At 29.2% G+C, this 24,162-nt stretch carries 21 protein-coding genes; 3 read left to right on the forward strand and 18 right to left on the reverse strand.

Annotated elements, in window-relative coordinates; all coding sequences use genetic code 11:
* Positions 1-17: 17 nt before the first annotated feature.
* A complete protein-coding gene (locus ACTG44_RS17015) occupies positions 18-1,199 on the forward strand; it encodes an ROK family transcriptional regulator (RefSeq protein WP_479920888.1) in 1,182 nt (393 codons plus the stop codon).
* Between the two features lie 474 nt (positions 1,200-1,673).
* Here ACTG44_RS17015 and ACTG44_RS17020 read toward each other — a convergent pair whose 3' ends face one another.
* From ACTG44_RS17020 to ACTG44_RS17045, 6 genes are all read right to left on the reverse strand, one after another.
* Entirely contained in the window at positions 1,674-2,078 is a 405-nt protein-coding gene (locus ACTG44_RS17020) for a PTS sugar transporter subunit IIA (RefSeq protein WP_021386091.1), read from the reverse strand.
* A 20-nt stretch (positions 2,079-2,098) separates the two neighbouring features.
* On the reverse strand, positions 2,099-2,581 hold the full coding sequence (locus ACTG44_RS17025; RefSeq protein WP_044213929.1) for a PTS sugar transporter subunit IIB: 483 nt from the start codon (positions 2,579-2,581) through the stop codon (positions 2,099-2,101).
* Positions 2,582-2,601: 20 nt separating this feature from the next.
* On the reverse strand, positions 2,602-3,417 hold the full coding sequence (locus tag ACTG44_RS17030) for a PTS system mannose/fructose/sorbose family transporter subunit IID (RefSeq protein WP_227835629.1): 816 nt from the start codon (positions 3,415-3,417) through the stop codon (positions 2,602-2,604).
* Positions 3,404-4,183 carry a PTS mannose/fructose/sorbose/N-acetylgalactosamine transporter subunit IIC gene (locus ACTG44_RS17035; protein WP_021385973.1) on the reverse strand — a complete coding sequence of 260 codons (780 nt, stop codon included), beginning with the start codon at positions 4,181-4,183 and terminating at the stop codon, positions 3,404-3,406. Before ACTG44_RS17035 ends, ACTG44_RS17030 begins: the two co-directional genes overlap by 14 nt.
* Entirely contained in the window at positions 4,183-6,261 is a 2,079-nt protein-coding gene (locus ACTG44_RS17040) for a glycoside hydrolase family 31 protein (protein WP_479920889.1), read from the reverse strand. Before ACTG44_RS17040 ends, ACTG44_RS17035 begins: the two co-directional genes overlap by 1 nt.
* 601 nt (positions 6,262-6,862) lie before the next feature.
* Positions 6,863-7,384 (reverse strand): CD3072 family TudS-related putative desulfidase, encoded by a 522-nt coding sequence (locus ACTG44_RS17045; RefSeq protein WP_479920890.1) that lies wholly within the window; start codon positions 7,382-7,384, stop codon positions 6,863-6,865.
* Between the two features lie 165 nt (positions 7,385-7,549).
* Between ACTG44_RS17045 and ACTG44_RS17050 the strand changes: the two genes are divergently transcribed.
* A complete protein-coding gene (locus tag ACTG44_RS17050) occupies positions 7,550-8,116 on the forward strand; it encodes a CD3073 family putative ECF transporter S component (protein ID WP_021386034.1) in 567 nt (188 codons plus the stop codon).
* Between the two features lie 597 nt (positions 8,117-8,713).
* Here ACTG44_RS17050 and gatY read toward each other — a convergent pair.
* The 9 genes from gatY to ACTG44_RS17095 form a co-directional block, all read right to left on the reverse strand.
* Positions 8,714-9,583, reverse strand: coding sequence for a tagatose-bisphosphate aldolase subunit GatY (gene gatY / locus ACTG44_RS17055; protein ID WP_021386042.1), 870 nt, complete (start codon positions 9,581-9,583; stop codon positions 8,714-8,716).
* Between the two features lie 19 nt (positions 9,584-9,602).
* Positions 9,603-11,519: a fructose-specific PTS transporter subunit EIIC gene (locus tag ACTG44_RS17060; protein ID WP_479917492.1), complete on the reverse strand. Its 1,917-nt coding sequence runs from the start codon at positions 11,517-11,519 to the stop codon at positions 9,603-9,605.
* A gap of 2 nt (positions 11,520-11,521) precedes the next feature.
* Positions 11,522-12,442, reverse strand: coding sequence for a 1-phosphofructokinase family hexose kinase (locus ACTG44_RS17065; protein ID WP_021386048.1), 921 nt, complete (start codon positions 12,440-12,442; stop codon positions 11,522-11,524).
* A 101-nt stretch (positions 12,443-12,543) separates the two neighbouring features.
* Positions 12,544-13,296 (reverse strand): MurR/RpiR family transcriptional regulator, encoded by a 753-nt coding sequence (locus ACTG44_RS17070; protein ID WP_021385975.1) that lies wholly within the window; start codon positions 13,294-13,296, stop codon positions 12,544-12,546.
* Positions 13,297-13,578: 282 nt separating this feature from the next.
* Positions 13,579-14,196 carry a YczE/YyaS/YitT family protein gene (locus ACTG44_RS17075; RefSeq protein ID WP_021385968.1) on the reverse strand — a complete coding sequence of 206 codons (618 nt, stop codon included), beginning with the start codon at positions 14,194-14,196 and terminating at the stop codon, positions 13,579-13,581.
* An 87-nt stretch (positions 14,197-14,283) separates the two neighbouring features.
* Complete coding sequence (locus ACTG44_RS17080; RefSeq protein WP_479920891.1) at positions 14,284-15,732, reverse strand: glycoside hydrolase family 1 protein; 1,449 nt, start codon at positions 15,730-15,732, stop codon at positions 14,284-14,286.
* A gap of 17 nt (positions 15,733-15,749) precedes the next feature.
* On the reverse strand, positions 15,750-16,109 hold the full coding sequence (locus tag ACTG44_RS17085; RefSeq protein ID WP_021385998.1) for a PTS lactose/cellobiose transporter subunit IIA: 360 nt from the start codon (positions 16,107-16,109) through the stop codon (positions 15,750-15,752).
* A gap of 28 nt (positions 16,110-16,137) precedes the next feature.
* Positions 16,138-17,370, reverse strand: a complete 1,233-nt coding sequence (locus ACTG44_RS17090; RefSeq protein WP_021385988.1) for a PTS sugar transporter subunit IIC — start codon at positions 17,368-17,370, stop codon at positions 16,138-16,140.
* 22 nt (positions 17,371-17,392) lie between these two features.
* Positions 17,393-17,710 (reverse strand): PTS sugar transporter subunit IIB, encoded by a 318-nt coding sequence (locus tag ACTG44_RS17095; protein ID WP_009898152.1) that lies wholly within the window; start codon positions 17,708-17,710, stop codon positions 17,393-17,395.
* 245 nt (positions 17,711-17,955) lie between these two features.
* Here ACTG44_RS17095 and ACTG44_RS17100 point away from each other — a divergent pair, with 245 nt between their 5' ends.
* On the forward strand, positions 17,956-19,869 hold the full coding sequence (locus tag ACTG44_RS17100; RefSeq protein ID WP_021386068.1) for a BglG family transcription antiterminator: 1,914 nt from the start codon (positions 17,956-17,958) through the stop codon (positions 19,867-19,869).
* 152 nt (positions 19,870-20,021) lie between these two features.
* Here ACTG44_RS17100 and ACTG44_RS17105 read toward each other — a convergent pair whose 3' ends face one another.
* From ACTG44_RS17105 to ACTG44_RS17115, 3 genes are all read right to left on the reverse strand, one after another.
* Positions 20,022-21,161: a glycerate kinase family protein gene (locus ACTG44_RS17105; RefSeq protein ID WP_021386019.1), complete on the reverse strand. Its 1,140-nt coding sequence runs from the start codon at positions 21,159-21,161 to the stop codon at positions 20,022-20,024.
* Positions 21,162-21,442: 281 nt separating this feature from the next.
* Positions 21,443-22,630, reverse strand: a complete 1,188-nt coding sequence (locus ACTG44_RS17110) for a M20 family metallopeptidase (protein WP_479919446.1) — start codon at positions 22,628-22,630, stop codon at positions 21,443-21,445.
* Between the two features lie 13 nt (positions 22,631-22,643).
* Positions 22,644-24,035 (reverse strand): YfcC family protein, encoded by a 1,392-nt coding sequence (locus ACTG44_RS17115; protein WP_021386101.1) that lies wholly within the window; start codon positions 24,033-24,035, stop codon positions 22,644-22,646.
* Positions 24,036-24,162: the final 127 nt, after the last annotated feature.

Below are 24,162 nucleotides of genomic sequence, written 5' to 3' on the forward strand. Positions count from 1 at the left end.
TAAGGAGGAATATCAAATTGGTTACTGATAAATACACGATTCGAGAAATGAATGAAAGATTGGTACTTGAACAAATTATAAAGAATGGTCCTATTTCTAGAGCAAGTATAGCCTCTACTATAGGATTAAATAAAGCAACTATATCTGCTATTACCAAAAAACTTATCGATGAGTCTCTGATTCATGAAATAGGAATTGGAAATAGTACTCATAGTGGCGGAAGAAAGCCCATACTTTTAGTATTCAACAAATGTGCAGGGATTTCTTTAAGTATGGATATTGGATATGACTATATATTTTCTTCTCTATCTTACTTAGATGGGACTATTATAAAATCTAAGAAATTAATAGATATACAAGTAAATAAAGATAATGTTATACAATTAATAGATGAAATTATAGATAGCTATAACATATCCAAAATAGATACTCCTTATAATGTAATAGGGCTTACTTTAGCTATACATGGGATTACTTGTGAAAATAACATATTATTCACTCCATATTATAACCTCAATGAGATTGATTTATATGGTATCCTAAGTAAAAAATATGACTTCCCTATTCATATAGAAAACGAAGCAAACTTAACAGCTTTAGCTGAGAGTACTTTTTCAACTGTACATAATTCACTACTTAGTCTTAGTATTCATAGTGGATTTGGTTCAGGCATTATAATAAACAATAAATTATATAGTGGTAGAAATGGCATGAGTGGCGAAATTGGTCACACTATTATCATGCCTAATGGTAAACTATGTCCTTGTGGAAATCGTGGTTGTTTAGAACAATACTGCTCAGAGAAGAAAGTGTTTGAACAAATTTGTTCTTTAGAAAATATTCCTAAAATAGACCCTGATATGGTAAAACAACTATACTATGAAGATAATGAGAATACTAAAAAAGTTATCCATGAGTTTTGTAGTTATCTATCACTAGCTATAAACAACGCTATTGCAACTTATGCTCCTGAGATAATATATTTAAACAGCCAAATAATCAGAAATATACCTGAAATATTAGAGATTACAAAAGATATGCTAGTTAGCTCTTTTAACAAAGGCATAAATATAGAAATTTCATCGTTAGGTTCTGAGGCATCTCTATATGGTGGCTCTGCTGTCAATATTAAAAGCTTCTTAAATATACAAAACCTAACTTTGATGAATGACATAAATGATAAAATAGCTGTACTATAATATTGGATAATCTAAAAACTAGCTTATTTAAGCTAGTTACATTTTTTAATATCTAAGTGAATCTATATATTACTTTTACTAAAAATATAATAGAACACTAGAAAAGATAACTACGTCTAAATCAACATTTACAACAGATGAACCACTTCATAAGTCACTTTATCTAATAGCTTTAATTATATATAAGTGAATTCAAAGTTTTAGAAACTGACCTAAATTATTAAATCAATTAAATATTCATCTTAATTAAATACTAGTTATAGTAATTACGAAAATCAAAAAAGTTAAGAATATATTTAGAAATATACTATTTTTACAAGAATAGAAATAATCTTAAATAAGGGTTATGACTATATAGCCATAACCCCTTTAAATTATATATTCTAAAATTAAATTTATTCTGGAGTTTACATAAAATTATTTGTACTCTTTTTCTCAGAAGTTATATATTAATTAAATATTAATATAATATATCTATTCATCATCAGATAATAAACCTGATGTTGGTTCAACAATAGAAATATTATCTTTGCCTATTTGCTCTAATTTTGTTGCTAATTCTTCTGCATCTGAAAAAGCTGATTCAACAACCATACCTAAATTTAGCCCTGAAATAATTTTAATTCTACTATCACTACTAGCCTCTAATAAAGCTGCATTGCATGGAGTTCCACCTAGTAAATCTACCATTATAACTATTTCTGAACTTTCCTTATATACTTCCAAGGCCTTTTTAAGTTTTTTTATTGTCCCTTCAATTCCATCATCTTGTTTCATATTTACAGTAGGATAATCTACAGAATCCCCTATTATCATTTTTGCAGAATTTAAGACTTCTTCAGCCATATTTCCATGGCTCATCAAAATAATACTATTCATTTTAATACACCTCTCTAAATCTATAAAATGTCTACAAGATAAGTTTTCTTGTCATCAGGCGTCATTATAGTTGTTATTTCAATTCCTTCATCTAAAAGTTTTTTAAATGCTTCTTTCTCTTCTTCTGTAACACTGATATTAGGCTTTAATACTGTTGTATCTTTTCTACTTGACATATTTCCTACATTTATATTATGTATTTTTAATCCTGCCTCCACAAATGGAATAAGGTCAACAGGAGACTTGACAATTAATAATACATTTTGTCCTTCATACTTCCCAGCAGTAATATTTTTTATAGCAGTTTCTTCTGTAATTATAGACGATGCTATTCCTGCAGGTGTAGCCATTCTTAAGACTTGTTTTTGCACAGAATTATTAGCTACTGCATCATTTACTACCATTAATCTTGTAACACCTAATTTATTACTCCACATAGTTGCAACTTGACCATGGATTAAACGGTCATCTATACGAATATTTTTAATGCCTTTCATTTCCATATCTAAATATCACCCTTTCCTTATTTTAAAATACCTAATGCATATAAAATTATTGAAACAACCATTACACCTAAAATTAAGTATATAGGCTTTATGTTCTTTTTAAGAGCCCAATACACAACTAAAACTAAAATTGCAGGAACTAATCCAGGCATAATTTGGTCTAATATTTCTTGACCTTTCATTGTAAAGTCGCCTTGTTGAAAGTTCAAAGCAACATTAGCTTTTACTACAGATGGTATCAATGCACCTACCACCATTAAGCCTAAAATAGATGTACTTTCAGTTAAAATCTTCAAACTTTTTTCAATTGAAGATATTAGCTTAGTACCTGATGTATACCCAGCATTAAATAGTGGTATACTTAATAATTTTAACGCTACACTCACTGCAATCCATAGCAGGATTCCAAATGGACTTCCATCTATCGCCATATTAGCTGCTATTGCTCCAAAAATTGTCCATGGAATAACAACAAATAAACTATCTCCTAAACCTGCTACTGGTCCCATCAATCCTGTTTTAATTGAGGTAACAGCCTCTTCAGTGTCTTCACTTGATAATTCCTCCATAGCTACATTAATACCCAAAATATAAGGTGCAACCCATGGGTTAGTATTAAAAAATTGTAAATGATTTAATACAGCATTTTTAAGTTTTTCTGGATTATCTTTGTATACTACTTTTAGAAATGGTAGTACTGCATAACAATATGCTAAAGCTTGCATCTTCTCATAATTTGAAGAAACAGAACTAGTGAAAAACCAACGCCACAGAACACTTTTTTTAACTTTTTCATTTGATTTATTTACTGATACATTATCACTCATCTTCATCCATACCTCCTGCCACAGTATAATGTTGTGCTTGATTTTCTACATTCTTTTTGTAAATTATAAGTGCAATTGCTCCTCCAATTAAAGCTACACCTAACAATGGTACTTTCATATATACTGCTAAAACAAAACCAATTACTAAATAACTAAAATACTCCTTAGCAGGAAGGTATCTAAGTAATAATCCTATTCCTACCGCTGGAAGTAGTCCTCCAGCTACTGTTAAACCACCTGTTAACCATTCAGGTGTATATTTTAAAATTGTGTTAATTAAAGAAGGTCCAAATATTACAGATAGAGCTACTGGAATACCTGTTGTAGCTGCTGTTAATAATACTCCTAACATTTGCATATATGTTATATTTTTGTAATTTCCTTTTCTAGCTCCATCTTCTGCTTTATGAACTAGCCATATACCAATAGTATTTCTAAGAACATCTAACTGTACCATCAATAAAGCAACTGGAATACCTATAGAAATTCCTACAGATGCTTCTTGCTTAGTTGTAATAGTTATAAATGTAGCTACTATACTTGCTGTTTGATAATCAGGTATTGATGCTCCACCAAAGTTACTAATACCTAATGATAATAGTTGTAGTGTACCTCCAATATATAAACCTGTGTTTATATCACCTAAGATAAGACCAGTAATAAAACCTGCTGTTACTGGTTGATATGTCCCAAACATTGTTGAATTTTTTTCATAGTTTATAAAAAATCCATATACTACTATTAATAATAATTGCCATAATTGTGGCTCCATTATGATTTCACCTCACTCAAAATATTTTTTAGTTCTTCAAAGTTATACTTAGAATTTTGCTTTAAGAAAATAGGAATTTCTTCAAGTGGGCATTCAATTTCATAAGTTTTTCCACCTTCATAACTAACACCACTAAAGATATTCTCCCATGTATATCCTTTTGGCAAATATACTTTTCTACTTCTATCTTTATAATTCATTATTGGAGCGACCAAAATTTCATCTCCAAGCATATATGTATTATCAATCTCCCAAGTTTTATCATCTTCAGGAAATTCATAAAATAAAGTTCTCATAATTGGTGTTCCTTCTTCATGAGCTTCTTTCATCAATTTTGATAAATAAGTTTTTATACTTTCTCTAATTTTGATGAACTTTGTAAGAATTACTTCAACTTCTTCACCATAAGACCATATCTCATTAGGAGCTCCAGTTACCATTGAACCTCCACCTTTATTTGATAATGGTTTGCTATGAGGCAATCTATCTCCATGCATTCTTAAAATTGGTGAAAAAGTAGCATATTGGAACCATCTTACCATAAGTTCTCTAAATTCTGGGTCTTTAGGATTTCCTCCGTGGAAACCTCCAATATCTGTCGTCCACCACGGTATACCTGCTAGCCCCATATTTAATCCTGTATTCACTTGATTATTAAAAGCTTCAAAACTAGAATCAATATCACCAGACCATACTAAAGCTCCATACTTTTGAGCTCCTGCCCAAGCTCCTCTTACAAGAGTTACAACTGACTCTGTATCATCATGTAAACCATGATAAATCATTTTTAAATAATCAATAGGATAAATGTTACCACAACTTAAAACATTTCCTTTTTTATATCTATAATTATCAAAATCATAAACAGAATATCCAGGTTCAGCTACATCTAACCAATAGTAATTAATTCCAAGCTGTTTATAATTTTTATCTATTCTATCCCAAACATAGTCCCTTGCATCTCTGTTTGTCATATCTACAAATACTGTATTTCCTTGAATTTGCATTGTCATTCTGACACCGCGATTAACATTAACTAAATAACCATTTTCTAAATAATCATTGTAGTTTTCTGCATCACTTTGAACTGTAGGCCATACTGATACCATTGGCTCTACTGAATACTCTTCTTTTAGTTTCCTAACTAATTCCTTAGGATTTTTCCAATAATCTAGGTCAAATTTATATTCACCTTGTTTAGGCCAATGAAAATAGTCAATTGCAATTGATGAAAGTTTAATTCCTCTTTTCGAGTATTCTTCCACAACATCTAAAACTTCTTCTGAAGTTCTATATCTTAATTTGCTTTGCCATAACCCCAAAAGGTTTTCAGGCATCATAGGAACAGTTCCTGTAACTTGAGAATAATTTTTGTTTAACTCTTTTGGACTTTCTCCACAAGTAATCCAATAATCTATAAATTTTGTAGAAAACATCTTCCATTCTGTCATATTTTTGGCAAAAGATACTTTTCCAATCCCTGGATTATTCCATAAAAATCCATAACCTAAACTAGAAATATAAAAAGGAACTGATATTTGAGAATTTCTTTGTGCCAGTTCTAGCACAGTATTCTTTAAATCTAAAAATTTATGTTGATATTGTCCCATTCCAAAAACCTTTTCAGAAGGCTCAGACTCAAATCTAGTAGTTACTTCAAAGTCTCCACTGTAACTTGGTCGATATTCTCTTGACTTTAATTTAAGAGTAGAGTTAAAGTCTTTGGTAATTTCAATTGTACCTACATCCTCTCCACCGTCATCATGTTTTACAGCTCTTAATCGAATATACTCTTTCAATAATATTTCATTTTTATCATTGTAAAAAGTAATTCTATCTCTATGGTCTAAGACAGCCTTTATCTTTCCATTTTTAATGATTACACTATTATCTTCATTTTTATTAATTATAATATCGTCTTTATTTAACTTAGGCTTTTCGTTAAGAGCATAGTTTTCGTCAACAAAATTTTGGTCTACAAATGACCTGATACGTAAGGAATTTTTTCCCCATGCTTCTATTCGCAATAGTTCATTGTCAAATCTTTTTTCAATATAGTCTTCAAATATTCTTACCACAGCCACCCTCCTAAATTGATGATATAGTGTTATATTTAATGTACTTTTAGGTCAACTACTTTAATATATGAATTGATGTAGAAGATTTTATATTAGTATTTATTTGTACGTTAAACTAACTTACCAATAATATACTTTATTTGACTCTATTTGTCAATCGTTTTCCATAATTTAACGTAATTTTCCAATTTGATAAAAGGTAATCATTTTTAATACCCTAAATTTCTTTTAATTTACACTTTTTTGGTTTCTCATGATTGGGTAAGATAACTAATCATATATTTCTAGTAGTTTTTTATGGCACTAACCCATACATATTAAATCATTCTATAATAGTAATGGTCATAATTTAAATTTGTTTGTAATTCAATTAACCATACATATTTTAAATGTAATTTATAGATTTCATGACAAAAAAAGATACTAGTTTTACCAAACTAGTATCTTAAAAAAATTCTACTCTTTTAATTTTAAAATTATTAAAAACTTAACTTATATATAAATAATACTTTTATAAACTTATTTATAGCATTATAGATATTCAATATTCTTTTAATTATAAATAATTATCATACTTTCTAAAAATATATTTATAATATATTTACTTATCTTCTCCAGATTCATCAAAGCCAACTATTGGTATATTCAAATTGTATTCATTAAGTAACTTCTCCAACTCTTCTATAAAGATTCCTTTACCATTTACTACTTGCACATCATTTATCTTGTTCTTTAAATCACGACAACCACTCAATTCACCAAACCACTTTTTAGAACTACACGTCTTATTATAACCACAACTTGGACTACCATCTATTGCAATAATACTTTTTATATCATAATTATTCTTTAAATACTCATCAAACTGCATTATATAAGGTAATAACATTTTTCTACATTGTTCTCTAAAAAACATATTGTCAAACTGTTCTTTTACATGTCCCCATCTATTTATTCCATACATAATTATCTCTGGACATGGCAGTTGAATTATTCCATATCCATTATTTATTAAATCTATTACTATACTTTGTGCACCTTTAAATTCTGATAGCCCCTCCACCTTAGAGTTACAGTTTAATATACAATGACATACTACTACAATCTCTCTATTTCTTTTCATAATAATCTCCTTAGTTATTCTTAATTTTAATAATACTATATATTTCGCCAATTATATTATTTATTTGCTCTATATTTGTAATATTCTATATAGAAATATACAATTAGTAATCTTTTATAATCTATAATATGATAAATGTATACATTTTTTTAGGAGGTATTATAATTGAATACTAAAAAAATCACATTTTCTTCAATGTGTATAGTTATTAACATTGTCTTAGGTATGTTTATATCTATGATAAACATACCATTATTATTTTTAGATACAGTTGGTACTGTACTTGGGGCTGTTGTATTAGGTCCTTTTTGGGGTGCTCTTATTGGTGGATGCACAAATTTAGTTTTAGGTGTTATATCAGGGCCTACAAATATACCTTTTGCTCTTGTAAATATTGCTCTTGGTCTTATTGTTGGTTATATTTCTAAGAAAAAAGGTTTTGGTTATAAAGAAGCTATTATCACAGGAATAATTTTATCTGTTGTTTGCCCTTTAATTGGTACTCCTATTTCAGTTTTATTGTTTGGTGGTTTAAGTGGAAGTGGTGCTGATTTATTGGTTGGTTTTTTAGTTCAGTCTGGGCAGAAGATATTTACTGCTGCGTTCTTCCCAAGAATTCTCAGCAATATAGTGGACAAGCCTTTATCTTGCATAATGGTTGTATATTTTATAAGTAAAATGCCTAAAGGTTTTATAAGTCAATATAGTAGAAATACGTCTAGTTCGTCTTAATGAGGTATTTATACATATGATTTATTAGTCTTTATAATGAAGTCATCTACTAGTTTTTGGATAATATTTTTTATTAATCTTTAATATTAACAATTTAATTAAAATGTATTTAGATTAATTTGACTATCTAGTTTATTAACCACAAAAAGAGATATTGCATAATTATTCAATATCTCTTTTTATATATCTATATTATCCATATTCAACTGTTTATTTTAATCTAATATTAAACTATAAATTTATTTAATATCCTCTGGTATATTCCTCATATAATCCACCTTATATTTATTATCTAATGTTACTTAGTTAAATAAATATATCCTAAATCTCCTCTAATTTATTTCTTAATTTTCATGTAATTGTATATAACTTTATCTCAAGTGTACATAAAATTATTTTATCATAGAAGTATATCCTCACCTTAGACAACTATCTCTCTATTATGCTATTAACTATTGACTTAAATATAACAAGAAACTTTTTGTTTAAGTATATCATCGTCATTATTTCAAACTTATCAATTACAATTCTAATCAAAAAATAAAATAAAGGTTCTACTATAGAACCCTTACTCTAATCTTACTTATTATTTTATTATTAACACTCTACTGTCCCTAATGCTTTTCCTACACATCCGCAAACTTCCATTCTACTCTTAACAAACTCTCTAACTGAATCTAAACCTTTTTTACCATACTTCTTAGGGTCAATCACTTCTGGGTCAGAATTAAGCACATCCTTAACTCCATTACTATAAGCAATCCTTAATTCTGTTGCATAATTAACCTTACAAATTCCTCTTTTTATAGATTCCTTAATCATCTCATCTGGTATTCCAGACCCACCATGCAACACTAATGGAACTGATACAACCTCTCTAATCTCGGACAATCTATCTAAATCAAGCTTTGGCTCTCCCTTATACAGCCCATGTGCAGTACCTATTGCTACTGCTAAAGATGATACTCCCGTTCTCTCCACAAATTCCTTTGCTTCTAGTGGGTCTGTGTATGCTCCACCATCACCACCATCTAAGTCATCTTCCTTACCTCCAACTTTACCTAATTCAGCTTCAACAGGTATATCTGAAGGCATACATGCATCTACAACAGATTTAGATATTGAAATATTATCTTCGTAACTTTCATGGGAACCATCAATCATAATAGAAGTATACCCAACTCTAAGTGCCTGCATAGCTAGTCCAAAACTTGAACCGTGGTCTAAGTGCATCGCTACAGGAACACTTGCTTTTTCTGATGCTACCTTTACATTTGCTAAATAATAATCTAGTCCTGCATACTTTATTGTTGAAGGTGTCGTTTGTAGTATTACAGGTGATTTAAGTTCCTCAGCAGCCTCTATTACTGCCATAACCATCTCCATATTTTCAACATTAAATGCTCCTACTGCATAATGTCCCTCTTGTGCATCTAATAATATTTGTTTAGTTGTCACTAATGCCATAATTCATCCTCCTATATACTTATAATGATTTAATTTCTTCATTGTTTAATTTTGATACTATTTCTCTACTTGTCTTACTATTTAATAACTCATTTAAAAATTCTTCATTCATTAACTTTGAAGATAGTTGAGATAATGTCTTTAAGTGTAAATTATCGCCATTATCTGTTGCAGCTATCATAAATATAATGTGTACTAAACTTCCATCCTCTGATTCAAAGTCAAATCCTTCTTTTGATATACCAACCGCTACACGTGGTATTTTTACTGCATCTGTTTTTGCATGTGGTATCGCTATTCCCATACCAAAACCTGTAGAAGATATTTCTTCTCTCTTAAGGATTTCTTCTTTAAACTTATTTTTATCTGAAATAACACCTGATTTATCAAGTATCCCAATCATTTCATCAATTACATCTGCTTTATTTTTTCCCTTAACATTTAAAACTACTGTTTCTTCACTATATAAAGAGATATCATTAGATACGTTTTCCGACTTTACATTTTTATGTTTGTTTTCATTTTTAATTTCACTTGTATTTTCTGTAGTATTTTTCTTATCTACTACCTTAGGTGTAACCATCATATAAAGCACAGCACCTACTAATGAACCTACCAATATACATCCTACCCATAAAAGCGGTTTATTGACTAATCCTAGAACTAAAAATCCTCCATGTGGAGCTGGTACCTCTATTTTCATTATATAAGTTAAAATTGCTGATATTGATGAACCAATCATAAGTACTGGCAACACTTTTAATGGATTCTTCGCTGCAAAAGGTATTGCTCCTTCTGTTATGTGAGTACTACCTAGTATATAGTTAATTAACCCTGCTGCTCTATCTTCTTCTGTAAATCGGTTTTTAAATAAAGTAGATGCTATTGCTATTACTAATGGTGGTGTTATACAAGCTGCAGATACACCTGCCATAAATAAGTAGTTTCCTTGTCCTAGAAGCATCGTTCCAGTTACATATGCTGCTTTATTTACTGGACCTCCCATATCAAATGCTGACATACAACCTATTACTATTCCCAAGATTATAGGACTTGAATTTTGTAATCCTGAAAGGAAGTTCATCATAGCATTGTTAAGTGCTGAGCATGGACCTCCAAGTAATAACATAACTACACCAACAATACCTACACTGACTATAGGAATTATAAAAATAGATTTAAGTCCTTCTAATTGTCGTGGTAATTTTCTTAATACATGTACAAATAAATTTACTAAGTAACCTGCTAAAAATCCTGCTATAATTCCACCTAAGAAACCTGAACCTGTGTCAAAGGATATCATTCCTCCAACAAGACCTGCTAACATACCAGGTCTTCCCGATATAGATTGAGCTATAAACGCTGCTAATACAGGAACCATCAAATTCATAGAATATCCACCAACAGATTTTAATGTAGCTGCTATCTGGTTATACTGTTCTGAATTTGGGTCAAATGAGTAAATCCCCCATAAAAATGATATAGCAGTTAGTACTCCACCTGCTACTACTAAAGGTAACATATGAGATACACCATTCATTAAGTCTTTATATAACTTTTGACCAAAGGACAAATTACCTTCTTCTTTAAGCTTACTACTTGACTTATTTCCTTTTCTAATAGGTACTTTCTCATCAATGCACCTTTGTATAAGTTCATTAGCTTTGTGTATACCTTCTTTGACAGGTACTTCTATTACTGGCTTTCCATTGAATCTATCCATATCAACATTTTTATCACAAGCCACTATTATTGCATCTGCCATTTCGATATCTTTTGCTGTTAATTTATTTTCTACTCCTATAGCTCCATTCGTTTCAACTTTTATATCACAACCTAATTCTTTGGCTGATTTTTTTAAAGCTTCTTCTGCCATAAAAGTATGCGCTATTCCAGTTGGACAACCCGTTACCCCTAGAATCATTTTCTTCCCCATTTTTATACCACCTTTCTGACTTTTATATTTTTTATATAATCTTCTACATTTTCTAGATTGCCTATCCCATTACTTTCAGCTACACTTGCTCCTGTTGCTGATGACCTTTTCAATGCATTTTCAATATCTTCTGGATTTTTCAACCATATACTTAGAAAAGCAGCCAATGCAGAATCTCCAGCACAGGCAGAGCTAACAACTGTAACTGGTTGAGTACTCGCATAATAAATTGATTTTCCATTATAGAAATAAGAACCTTTTTCTCCTAAGGTTAACAATATATTTTGAGCACCTTTCAAGTGTAATAACTTAAGTACATCTTTAATATCCTCTTCATCTCTTACAATAATTCCAAATATATCTTTGATTTCTTCATCATTTGGTTTTATTAAATATGGATTATATTGTAATAGTTCTCTTAATTTTGGTGAACTTATATCCAGTATTATTTTTATATTTTTATTTTTACATATCTTAAATATATCTTCATAATAATTATCATCAATGCCAGGTGGTAGACTCCCACTTATTGATAAATGACTTATATCTTCTAGAGCCTCTATCTTCTCTAACATATCTAGTTTTTGTTTTTCATCTACATATGACCCAGAGTTAACAAATTTAAACTCATCATTTCCATCATTTAAAAATATATTTATACGGGTTGTATCTTCTACCCAAGTGGGTAATACATCAAACCCTCTCTTTTCACTTTCTTCAACTATATATCTTCCTGAGAATCCTCCAAAAAAACCCAATATTTTAGATTCTATTCCATAATGACCTAGTACAAATGATACATTTAGACCTTTTCCATTAGGAGAATATATAGCATTGGATGTACGATTTACTAATTTACTCTTTATACCATTAGTAGATATATTCATATCTATTGCTGGATTCGTAGTTAATGTATATATCATTGTCTTCCCCCTTGCTTCTGTTGTGTATGTTTTCATTATAATAAAAAAGTCTATGAAAATCTTTTCACAAATAGAAAATCGATTTTCATAGACTTTTTAATTTAGTTTTCAGAATTATTATATCTGACCATATAGTCTATAATTATTCTAGATATAATATACAATGGTAACCTAGATGATACTTCATATTCAGAAATTGAGATATGCTCATGCTTATATCCAACAATATATAAATCTGAATAATTTATAAGTTTTGCATTTTCACTACAACAGCAAGTTATAACTTTAGCTCCTCCTAAGTTGGCATTTTGTGCTGATTCTACAAGTTCTACAGTATTTCCGTTCAATGAAAATATAATTATAAGCTCATCTTTTTTTATTGATTTAGATTTTATTTTCATTATATTTGGGTCATTTATAAACACTATATTGAAGTCGAGTAGTTGCAATTTAAGACTAAACTCTTTTGCTACATACTCAGTAAGTCCTCTTGCTAAAATGTATATCTTACTAGATTTATTTATAGTTTTTATTATATTAATTAATGTAGTTAAAGATATTTGTTCTATAACCCTCTGTGCTTCTATAAAAGATTTATTTATTATATCCCCCATATTTTGTATATCATCATTTTCATCTTTTACTGTTAACCGATACCTAAGTTCATTAAAACCATTTAAACCACATTTTCTAATTGCTCTTGAAACAGTTGCTGGAGATGAATATGTTTCGTGAGCAATCTCTACTATAGATAATTCTGGCAATATCGACTCATTTTCATTTATAAATTTAATTATTTCAAGTTCTGTTTTTGTTAGATTTTCAGAGTTGCTTTTGTTTAACTCAATTATCATATTTTTTATCTCCTCGTATATAGTTTTATTTTTCTAAATTTATCAAGTATTTATAATAATATATTACCTCTTAAGTATTAATTTTTATACACAATTAAGATTTAGTCAATGTCTATATATGTAAATTTATAATATCATAATTTTATGCTTTAATTCATTATGTTATTTTGCAATAAAAAAGGAATTATTCAATTACTAGTACTGATTAATCCCCCATTTTACAACCTTCAAGTAACTTAAACTATTAGAAATGATTTACAAACAATAAACTTTATCTTCTGCTTATATACTTGAGTAATATCTTTTTTTATTAATAGAAATTACCTTACTAACAATTGAAATTGTAGTGCCCGTACATAATATTGAAAATAGAGTTCCAAACCCTATATTTCCCCCTAAATATATACCTAAAATTAAAAACAATACGTCTGCTATAGTTTTTAAAACTTTGTATGAATATCTAAAATTATCTTCAATATAGATTAATATAGCGTCTAAGGGGCTCATCCCAATATCAAACTTTATGAGCATTGCAAATCCAGTGCACATAAGTATATGACCAATTATGAAACTCATTATTTTAATAGTAGTCCCTAAACTACCTATATTAAAATCTAATAATAAATATATATAAAAATCTATAAATATTCCTGCTAGTAATACATAAACACAGCTTCCTAATCCCAAATTTTTTTTATTCAATAACAATGCTATAAATAACAAAGTTCCATTATATATTAATCCTGCTATTGTATAATTTACACCTAATTTTAGATGTATACCTTCATTTAATAGTGTAATTGAATCACTACCAAGACCTGACTGAAGTATAAGAGATATACCACATCCCAACATATTTATAATTAAAAATACAAACATAAATTTTTTTATAACACTCATAATTAATAAACCACCTTATTTATAATTATAATCCCCCTTATAAAACTATATTAATAATATAGTATTTATAAGAGGGATTATTTATATTTAGAAATTATTTACTTTTTCTCCTAATTCTTCTCCATTAGTTTTTATTACATTTTGATACCAATAAAAACTATCTTTTTTATGACGTTCTTTGCTTCCATTTCCATTGTTATCTATATCTACATATATAAATCCATATCTCTTTTCCATTTCTTGAGATGAACAACTTATTATATCTATCGGTGACCACATACAATAAGCTAGTATTTCAGTCCCATCAGCTATAGCTTCACCTATTTGCTCTATATGTTTTCCTAAATAATCTATTCTATAACTGTCATGGATTTTTCCATCTTCAAATTTATCATGCATTCCAAATCCATTTTCCGCTATCATTATTGGTTTTTGATATCTATCATAGTATTGAGATAAAGTATGATATAATCCTTTTGGGTCAATTGCCCATCCCCATGGATTTGCTTTTAGGTATGGATTTTTTATATTGTCAATTGGATTCATAGTATTTTTACTTGCTGAAACCGTTGTAGAATAATAATATGATAAAGCTAGAAAATCCATAGTATTTTCTTTCAATACCTCTTCATCACCGTCCTTCATAACTATATTTATATTATTTTCTTTGAAAAACCTCTTAATATAAGCTGGATATTCCCCTCTAAAACTTACATCAGTAAAGAAGTATTGTATTCTATTTCGTTTTAAAGCAAATACTACATTTTCGGGGTCACAGTCTTCTGGATAGGATGTACAATCTGCCATCATCATACCTATCATCATATCTGAATTTATTTCTTTTCCAAGCTTCTTAGTTAAAGCTGTAGCCATAAATTGGTGATGAATAGCTTGATATTTAGCATTTTCTACATCTTCTACCTGATCTACACAAAATGCAACTGAATTAAATGATTCATGATACATCAAATTTATTTGGTTTATAACTATCCAGTACTTAACTTTATCTTTGTATCTATTTAACATTAATTCTGCATACCTAACAAAGAAATCTACTACTTTTCTATTAACCCACCCTTTATATTTCAATGTTAAATTTAAAGGTGTTTCATAATGAAGTAGTGTTACAATAGGCTCCATGCCATTATTTATTACTTCATTTATAAGATTATCATAGAACTTTAACCCCTCTTCATTAGGCTCTAAATCATCTCCATTTGGAAATATTCTAGCCCAATTTATTGAAAATCTAAAACACTTTAATCCTAGTTCTTTTAAAAGCTTTAAATCTTCCTTGTATGTATGATAAAAGTTTATTCCACTTCGCTTAGGATAATATCCATTCTTATCTTTCATAGCAAACTTTATTTTTTCTATAGTCATATCAGACTCATAATGTTTAGATATATCTCTATCTTTATCATATATATGTACATCAGCTAAACACCACCCTTTTCCACCTTCATTCCAGGCACCTTCTAATTGGTTAGCTGCTACGGCCCCACCCCATAAAAAACCTTTAGGAAACTTACTCAACTTAATCACTCCTTATTCTATTTGTTATTTAAATCATTTACTTTGTATTCTATAGACTTTACTATTCCTACTAAAGACCTAGTTATATTTAATTCGCTGAATATTGTCATAAGAGTATCTTGAGCATGTGCAAATAACAGTGAGTGAGCTCTTTTCTCTCCACTAGCTTCTCCTTGTATAATTTTAGTTTGAGCTCTATGTGCTTCTGTCATAAACTCTTTTGCTTTAGCTAGTTTCAAATCAGCATTTTTATAATCAAACTTTTCCAAATCACTAAGAGCTTGTTTAATTTCAGTTCTAGCCTCTCCTGCACTAAGTATTATTTGCATTGCTACTTCTACTAACTCTTCATCTATTATATGTTCTTCAATTGTCATAGTTATAATTTCCTTTCAACATCTAAATTTAAGCTTCTTGACTCTCTAATTTTAGTTCTTCTTTTTCATAAGCTTTAAAAAATGGATACCATATCATAAATAATAATACTATATTTATTGCTAAAACAATGAGTCCCTTAACATCTTGATTTATCATAAAAGTAGATATACCAAAAGGAAGATACCATAAATTAAACACCTTACTTGGAATTGCAACGAATCCCATACTCATTGATAAGTAAGTAGTTATTGATATTAACACTGTTCCTATCCACATAGGTAACATTAAAAAAGGGTTCCATGCTACTGGAGCTCCAAACATTACTGGTTCATTTATGTTCATTATTGAAGGAACAACACATGCTCTTCCTATTGCTTTTATTCTACCAGCTTTGGATATACACATCATTAATACTAGTGGCAATGTCGCTCCCCATCCACCTAAAGTTATCCATCCTGTTTGAATAACTTCATAAGTATATATATTAGTTGCCATGCCACCTGATGCTACAGCTGCTGCATTGGCGGCAATTGCACTAAGCTGAATTGCATAGGTTATTGGGGATAGTACCCAGCCACTTATACCTAAAGAGTATAAAAATACTACTAAGAAATTTAACAGCACAAATCCAGGCAATGTCTGTGCTATGTCTGATACTGGTTTAAATATTCTAACTATTATCTCAAACATATCAAAATTAAGTCCATAAATTAATCCCCAACCTATAAACATTATCACTGCTATAGGTAACATACTGTCAAACCATTTACTTACGAAATCAGGAAGTGCTGAATCTTCACCGAAAAATGAAAAAGAGCCAAATAAGGACATTATTAATCCAGAGAACAATCCTGCAACTAGTGCCACAAGCATCCCCTCTCCTCCAAATCTATTGAAGTTAAATAAAGCACCTTGTTCTGTAATCTCTGGACGAATCATCATCAGCATCAATCCAGCTCCTGCAAGGCCTGCAACTATACTCATATTTTCAAATTTCTTATTCTTCATTATTTCCATAGGTAATAAAAATGCTATAAACAATCCTAAAAGCCCAAATGTATATTGATTTATTGGGCTTAAATCAGGTAAAAAACTTATGTAATTTTTCAAGACAGAAACGATAGTTACTAAAGAACCTACAAATACCATAGGTAAAACTTTCATTATAGTTGATTGAACTGATTGTACCCATATATTCTTAGTTATTTTATTTACAACAGGAGTAAACTTTTCACTTAACAAATCTATAAATCTATTCATAAATAATCTCCCCATAAGTATTTTATTTGTTTGATATTAACTCTAATGCTTCTTCTAAAGCCTTAGCACCATCTAATCTTCCATATGCAGTTTTAGATATACATGCTACTGGCACATTATATTCATTAGCTTTTTGTTGAATTTCTTCCTTCATATAATCTAAGTGTGGCCCTAATAATAAACAATCTATTTCCGATAAATACTTATCTATTTCTGACTCACTTCTCGCTTTTATATCTGCTTCTATGCCCTTTTTCTTTGCACTCTTTCTCATACTAGTTGCCATAAAACCTGTACTGGCTCCTGAACCACATGCCAATAATACTCTTATATTTTTCATATTAATACCTCCAGTATTTTTATCCATTAGTTTATTTCTTAATGAATTTTTTATTTGATTATGATTATATTGTACTTCCTAAATAAGTTCATTTCACATAAATATATTTCCTAATAATAGGAAATCATTTACTCTTAACTAAGCCTATTAATATATAGTATAATGTACTTTATAATACGCACATTCAATTATATAATATATCATATCATGCAGATTTTATTTTAAAACTATGCGAGGGAATACTAATGAAAACATCTAAAAAAGAGCTATTTTTAAATTATATAAAAACGCAACACGATTGGATAGATTCATCCACATTAGCTAATTACCTTAATGTATCAACACGTTCGATTAGAAAATATGTAAATGAAATTAACTCCACTGGTGAATTTATACTGTCCTCTAAAAAAGGATACAAAGTAAATCTTAATAATAATTGTCAAACTAAAATTGATAGTTCAGAAAATACATCACCTGATAATAGGTTAAATTTAATTTTAAAAGAACTTATAGTTAATAGTAGTGGAATTAATATATTTGATTTAAGTGAAGAATTATTCGTTAGTTCAGCTACCATTGAAAGTGACATAGTTAAAGCTAATAAATTTATAGGAAGTTATAATTTAAAGATAAAACAATCAAGATTTTTATTGAAACTGATTGGAAATGAATCTGAAAAACGTAAATTAATGAGTTCCATAATATTTAAAGAAACAGGAAGTGATTTTTTAAGTTTATTTGATGTACAAAAAATATATCAAGAATATAATCTAACTAAATTAAAAGAAAACATAATATATATATTAAAAAAATACAATTTATTTATAAATGAGTACTCTATAAATAATATACTTCTTCATCTAATGATAACTATAGATAGAATAAAAAAGAATAACTACATAGAGTCTGTTGAAGTAGTAAACTATATAGACAATAATATAGATGTAAATATTGCAAAAGATATATCAAATTTTTTAGAATCAGAATACAACATAACTTTAACTAGTACAGAGTTATACTATTTAGTATTTCAGTTAACAAACAAAACCACAGTTTTAAACTATCATAAAATGGATACTAAATCTTTATCAAATTATATAAATGAACATTTTGTTAATCTAACTAAAAAAATAATTAAAAATGTGTATGATTTATACTTTATAGATTTATCTGATGATGAATTTGTTGTTAAATTTACTCTTCATGTAAAAAATTTAATCAGTAGGGCTAAGAATAATCAAATTTTGAGAAATCAAATACCTCAGAAGTTAAAAGATTCCTATCCTCTGATATATGATATATCTGTTTATATTTGTAATCAGATTCAAATTTTAGAAAACATAGAAATAGATGAAGATGAAATATCTTATATATCTCTACATGTAGGCTCATTTTTTGATAGACAAAAACTACTAGAAGATAAAGTTCTTTGTGCATTAATTACTCCAAATTACTATGATTTACAACTAAGAATAGTAAGAGACCTTGAAAAAAGATTTAATGAATCTATAGAAGTTATTCAAATTTTTTCAGATATTCATAATCTAGACTTTGATAGCAAAGTAGACATGGTCATCACTACCTTACCAATTAATAATAGATGCCCCATACCTTTTGTATATATAAATCCTTACCCAAATAGAAAAGATTATGATAATATCCAAAGTAAATTTATTCAAATCAAATATAGAAAAAACATACTTACTGTACAAAATCATTTAGAAATGTACTTCAGTGAGTCTTTATTTATGAAAAATATATATTTAGATAGTGCTAAAGATTATATAAAATTTATGGGAAATATTCTGCACAAAAATAAATATGTTAAAACTACTTATGTAGATGATGTTCTTATAAGAGAAAACATGTCTTCAACTGCTTTTAATAACAATGTAGCAATTCCTCATAGCATGAAAATGGATGCTTTAAAAACTGGTGTCTGTTTAATTGTCAATGATAAACCAGTTAAATGGGGTGAGGAAAAAGTACAAATTATAGCCATGATACCCATAAATGAAAATGAAAAAGAAAAATTCAATTACATATTCGAAAGCTTTATTGAAATACTGTCTGAGTGGAATAATGTTAAAGAACTTACTAAAGCAGATAGCTATAGTAGTTTTATGAATAGAATAGCTTATCTTATTCAGAATATCTAAATACATGTATTTACAATATATATTGTTAAAACTATTAATACAAAATAAAAAAGCTATTACACTAAAAGTCTAAATTTCTACGTGATAGCTTTTTTTTCATAATAGCTTTCTTCTTTAATTAATATATCTTATTTTTATTACTTATTTCATAGTTATTGTACACTAGTTATAAGATTAAATATTTGTATTGTTGTGGCAGTCATATTATCAATGGCAGTTTCTTTATCCATTGCTTCTTCTATTGTCATAGCCCTATTTACTATAGAAAAATAAGCATCTATCCCCTCTTCATTACACTTAACTGCATCTTCTGTTGTCGCTCCAGCTAAACCTATTACTTTTGCACCATATTTTTTAGCTAATTTTGCAACTCCTATTGGTGCCTTTCCCATAGCAGTTTGATTATCCAATCTACCTTCTCCCGTTATAACAAAATCTACACCTTTTAATTCTTCCTCTAATTTAATCTCTTCTAATATTATTTTTATTCCAGATTCTAACTTTGAATTTAAAAATGCTAAAAACGCAAAACCCAGCCCTCCTGCTGCTCCTACCCCTTCCACATTTGCTATATCTTTGTCTAAGTCATTTTTGACTACATTAGCAAAGTTTCTAAGCCCATTATCTAACTCTTCAATTATTTCTGCTGTTGCACCTTTTTGAGAGCCATATATATGTACAGCTCCATTTTTCCCAAACAGTGGATTGTTTACATCACAAGCTATTTTAAAATTACATTCATCTAGTACTTTTAATCTATTATCTATTTTTATATGTCTTATTTCATTTAAAACTTTTCCACCTAATCCTACTAGTTTGTTATTTTCATCATAAAACTCAAATCCTAAGGCTTGAAGCATACCTACTCCAGCATCATTGGTGGCACTTCCTCCTAAACCTACTATAAAGTTTCTACATCCCTTATTTATTGCTTCCTTTATTATTTCTCCAACACCATAAGTTGTAGTGTATAAAGGATTTCTAAGTTCAATTGGAACCAATGTCAGTCCTGATGCTTGAGCTATTTCTATTATTGCTGTATTTGTCTCTTTTAATAATCCATATGTTGCATTTACTTTTTTAACTATTGGACCAGTAACTTCTATGATTTCTTTTTCACCATTCATTCCTTGAACTAAAGCATCTACTGTTCCTTCTCCACCATCTGCAAGTGGTAATATCTTTACTTCTGCATCTTTTTTAACTTTTAATATTCCTTTTTTTATTGCATTCGCTGCCTCTATTGAAGATAAGCTTCCTTTCAAGGAATCTATAGAGATTAATATTTTCATATTTATCTACTCCTTATTTTATTATAAGAATAATTTCATTTTTATTTTATACCCTACATCTTTCTTTGTATATAACATATACTATTTATCTTATTTTTATTTTGTAAAAATACAAATATATATTAAATAGATTTTCGTTTGTAGAACTATTTACGTAATTATTATCATACATGTTTCTCTTTATACACCCAAATTGGTTATAGCAAGCCTTCACTTCCATCATATAAAAAAGGTATTACCAATTTTTAGGTAATACCTCTTTGTTTTATTTTCAATTTAAATTAATTTAAGTGATTTTTCTTAATCTCATCAAGTAGCCCATCTTCCAGATAAATCTCCAATGCACAGCCCACCATTGCCTTTACTGATTTATGAAGTTTATCATAAGCTTCCTCAGAATTTGCATAATTTAGAAACTCTTTTTCATGAACATATACCATTGGATTTATATCTAAAGCTATTTCTGTATACATAGTAGGACAAACTTGACTTACATTACCTATATCTGTAGAACCTACTGGCCCATCTTTCCCTTCTAGTATATCTGTTATACCTGCTTCGATTAAATTGTTTTTTGTTATCCTTTGAAGTACTTTATTGTTTATTATATTGTCAAAAGAATTTTCAAAATATCTATAAGAAAGTTTAGCTCCTGTCATTAACTCTGCTCCTTTTGCACAGTTTATAACTTTTTTAGTTACTTCATCTAAATAACTTCTTTCAGCAGCTCTTACAAAAAACTTACAAGCTGCTTTTTCTGGAACTATATTTGGGGCTTCTCCTCCATTTGAAACTATACCATGTATTCTAACATCTGATTTTACATGTTGTCTTAAAGCGTTTATTCCAGCAAAAGTAAGTTGCACTGCATCCAATGCATTAACTCCCATATGAGGATGACTAGCTGCATGTGCTGATACCCCTTCAAAACTAAACTCTAATGAATCTATTGCCAAAGCCTTGCAGTTTATATTATTGAACGCTTCTATATGCATCTGATAGCTTACATCAACATCGTCAAAAGCTCCTGCTTTAACTAAGTCACATTTTCCTCCTGTTGTTTCTTCAGCTGGTGTCCCTATTAATACAATTTTTCCTTTAAAATGTTCTTTTAACTTACTTAATACTATACAGGCTCCTAGTGTAGATGCCGCAATCCAGTTGTGTCCACAAGCATGACCTGGCTCTTTATCTTCTCCATATCCAGGAAGTGCATCATACTCAGCTAAAAATGCTATAGTAGGACCATCACTATCTCCTAATTCTGCTCTAAAAGCAGTATCCATATTGCAGTACGGATAAGTTGTATCAAATCCATATTCCTTCATTTTCTCTACTAAGTACTTTGATGATATATATTCTTCTTCGCCTAGTTCTGGGTTATTGAATATAAAATCACATACTTCTTCAATTTCTTTTCCAAGTTCATCCTCTATCTCATAAGCTCTTTTCTTTACACTCTCTATCATAACTTACCTCCTATTAGAATCCTAGATATAATCCTATTGTCAAGAATACCATTACAAGAATTGTTAATACTACCATTAGAGGAACTACGAATCTAACCCACTTTGACCAAGGAATATTAGCTACTGCTAGTGCTCCCATTAAAACACCTGATGTAGGTGTTATTAGGTTAGTTACACCTATACCAAATTGATAAGCTGTAACTATCATTTGTCTAGATACATCAACTAAGTCTCCAAGTGGTGCAAGTACAGGTATTGTAAGTGATGCAAGTCCTGATGCTGATGGTATTAAAAATGCTATTAAACCTTCTATCAAGAAAGTTAAATTTATAAATATAGTTTTTGGTAGTCCATTTAATAAATTTGCTGCAGAATTTAAAATTGTATCTATTATAAATCCATTTTCTGCTATTATTACGATTCCACGTGCAAATGCTATACATAACCCAGCTGTCATTAAATCTCCTGCTCCACTTATAAATGAATTAACTATTTCATCTTGTTTAAGCCCTGACGCTATTCCTGATATTATACCTATTGCTGTAAATATCATTGCAATCTCAGTTATATACCATCCTAACCTTAAAACTCCAAATATCATAATTGCCATACCTATTACGAAAATTGCTATTACCATGGCTTCTCTTTTTGTAAATTCTTTTATGTTTGTATCAGTATTAGTCATTGATTCTTGATTTAGTGATATATCGTGTACTAAAGACTTTTTAGGGTCTTTTTTAACTCTATTGGCATACATCATAACAAATCCTATGGATATAGCCATATATATTATAAACATAACAACTCTAAACTCTATTCCAGAACCTGGTGTTATTTGTGACAATGCCTGTGCTATTCCTACAGAGAAAGGATTAGTAGTTGCCGCTCCAAATCCAGCTGTTGCTCCTATAAACACTGTTGCCACCGCAGTTAATGAATCATATCCCATGCTGGTCATAAGTGGAATAAATATCATATAAAAAGGTAATGTTTCTTCACTCATTCCAAAAGTTGTACCACCAAGACCAAACAAAATCATTGATATAGGTATTATTAAAAATTGAAACTTCTTCATTTTATTTACAGTGTGTGCTATAATGGCTTCTATTGCACCTGTTTTGTTAACTATTCCAAAAGCTCCTCCAACTATCAAAACAAATCCAACTACTTCAGCTGCATCTATAAATCCCTTTATAGGAGCTGAAAATACATCAGTAACACCTTGTGGATTTGATGGTGCTTTTTCATAAGTTCCAGCTACAACAACTGACCTTCCATCTATATCTACCCTTTCAAAATTTCCACTTGGTACTATCCAAGTAAGAACTGCCATTACCACTATTAATAAGAATATTATAGTAAGTGTCTGTGGCATACTAAACCTCTTCTTTTTTAAACTGCTCATTTGTAATCTCCCCACTTTTTAAATTAAAATATTTTATTATTGCATCCCTTTTCTATCCTATTTTGCATAGATGTAAAAAAGCTCAACATGGATACATGTTGAGCTAAATGTGCTAAATACAACATAC

Source organism: Clostridioides sp. LIBA-2809, assembly GCF_056688965.1.

Bases quoted from the DNA above. Each gene is read 5' to 3' on its own strand.
- ACTG44_RS17020 (WP_021386091.1), bottom strand. From the start codon at position 2,078: ATGAATAGTATTATTTTGATGAGCCATGGAAATATGGCTGAAGAAGTC.
- ACTG44_RS17025 (WP_044213929.1), bottom strand. From the start codon at position 2,581: ATGGAAATGAAAGGCATTAAAAATATTCGTATAGATGACCGTTTAATC.
- ACTG44_RS17030 (WP_227835629.1), bottom strand. From the start codon at position 3,417: ATGAAGATGAGTGATAATGTATCAGTAAATAAATCAAATGAAAAAGTT.
- ACTG44_RS17035 (WP_021385973.1), bottom strand. From the start codon at position 4,183: ATGGAGCCACAATTATGGCAATTATTATTAATAGTAGTATATGGATTT.
- ACTG44_RS17045 (WP_479920890.1), bottom strand. From the start codon at position 7,384: ATGAAAAGAAATAGAGAGATTGTAGTAGTATGTCATTGTATATTAAAC.
- gatY (WP_021386042.1), bottom strand. From the start codon at position 9,583: ATGGCATTAGTGACAACTAAACAAATATTATTAGATGCACAAGAGGGA.
- ACTG44_RS17060 (WP_479917492.1), bottom strand. From the start codon at position 11,519: ATGGGGAAGAAAATGATTCTAGGGGTAACGGGTTGTCCAACTGGAATA.
- ACTG44_RS17065 (WP_021386048.1), bottom strand. From the start codon at position 12,442: ATGATATATACATTAACTACGAATCCAGCAATAGATATGAATATATCT.
- ACTG44_RS17070 (WP_021385975.1), bottom strand. From the start codon at position 13,296: ATGATAATTGAGTTAAACAAAAGCAACTCTGAAAATCTAACAAAAACA.
- ACTG44_RS17075 (WP_021385968.1), bottom strand. From the start codon at position 14,196: ATGAGTGTTATAAAAAAATTTATGTTTGTATTTTTAATTATAAATATG.
- ACTG44_RS17085 (WP_021385998.1), bottom strand. From the start codon at position 16,109: ATGACAATTGAAGAACATATAATAGATGAAGAGTTAGTAGAAGTAGCA.
- ACTG44_RS17090 (WP_021385988.1), bottom strand. From the start codon at position 17,370: ATGAATAGATTTATAGATTTGTTAAGTGAAAAGTTTACTCCTGTTGTA.
- ACTG44_RS17095 (WP_009898152.1), bottom strand. From the start codon at position 17,710: ATGAAAAATATAAGAGTATTATTGGCATGTGGTTCAGGAGCCAGTACA.
- ACTG44_RS17100 (WP_021386068.1), top strand. From the start codon at position 17,956: ATGAAAACATCTAAAAAAGAGCTATTTTTAAATTATATAAAAACGCAA.
- ACTG44_RS17105 (WP_021386019.1), bottom strand. From the start codon at position 21,161: ATGAAAATATTAATCTCTATAGATTCCTTGAAAGGAAGCTTATCTTCA.
- ACTG44_RS17110 (WP_479919446.1), bottom strand. From the start codon at position 22,630: ATGATAGAGAGTGTAAAGAAAAGAGCTTATGAGATAGAGGATGAACTT.
- ACTG44_RS17115 (WP_021386101.1), bottom strand. From the start codon at position 24,035: ATGAGCAGTTTAAAAAAGAAGAGGTTTAGTATGCCACAGACACTTACT.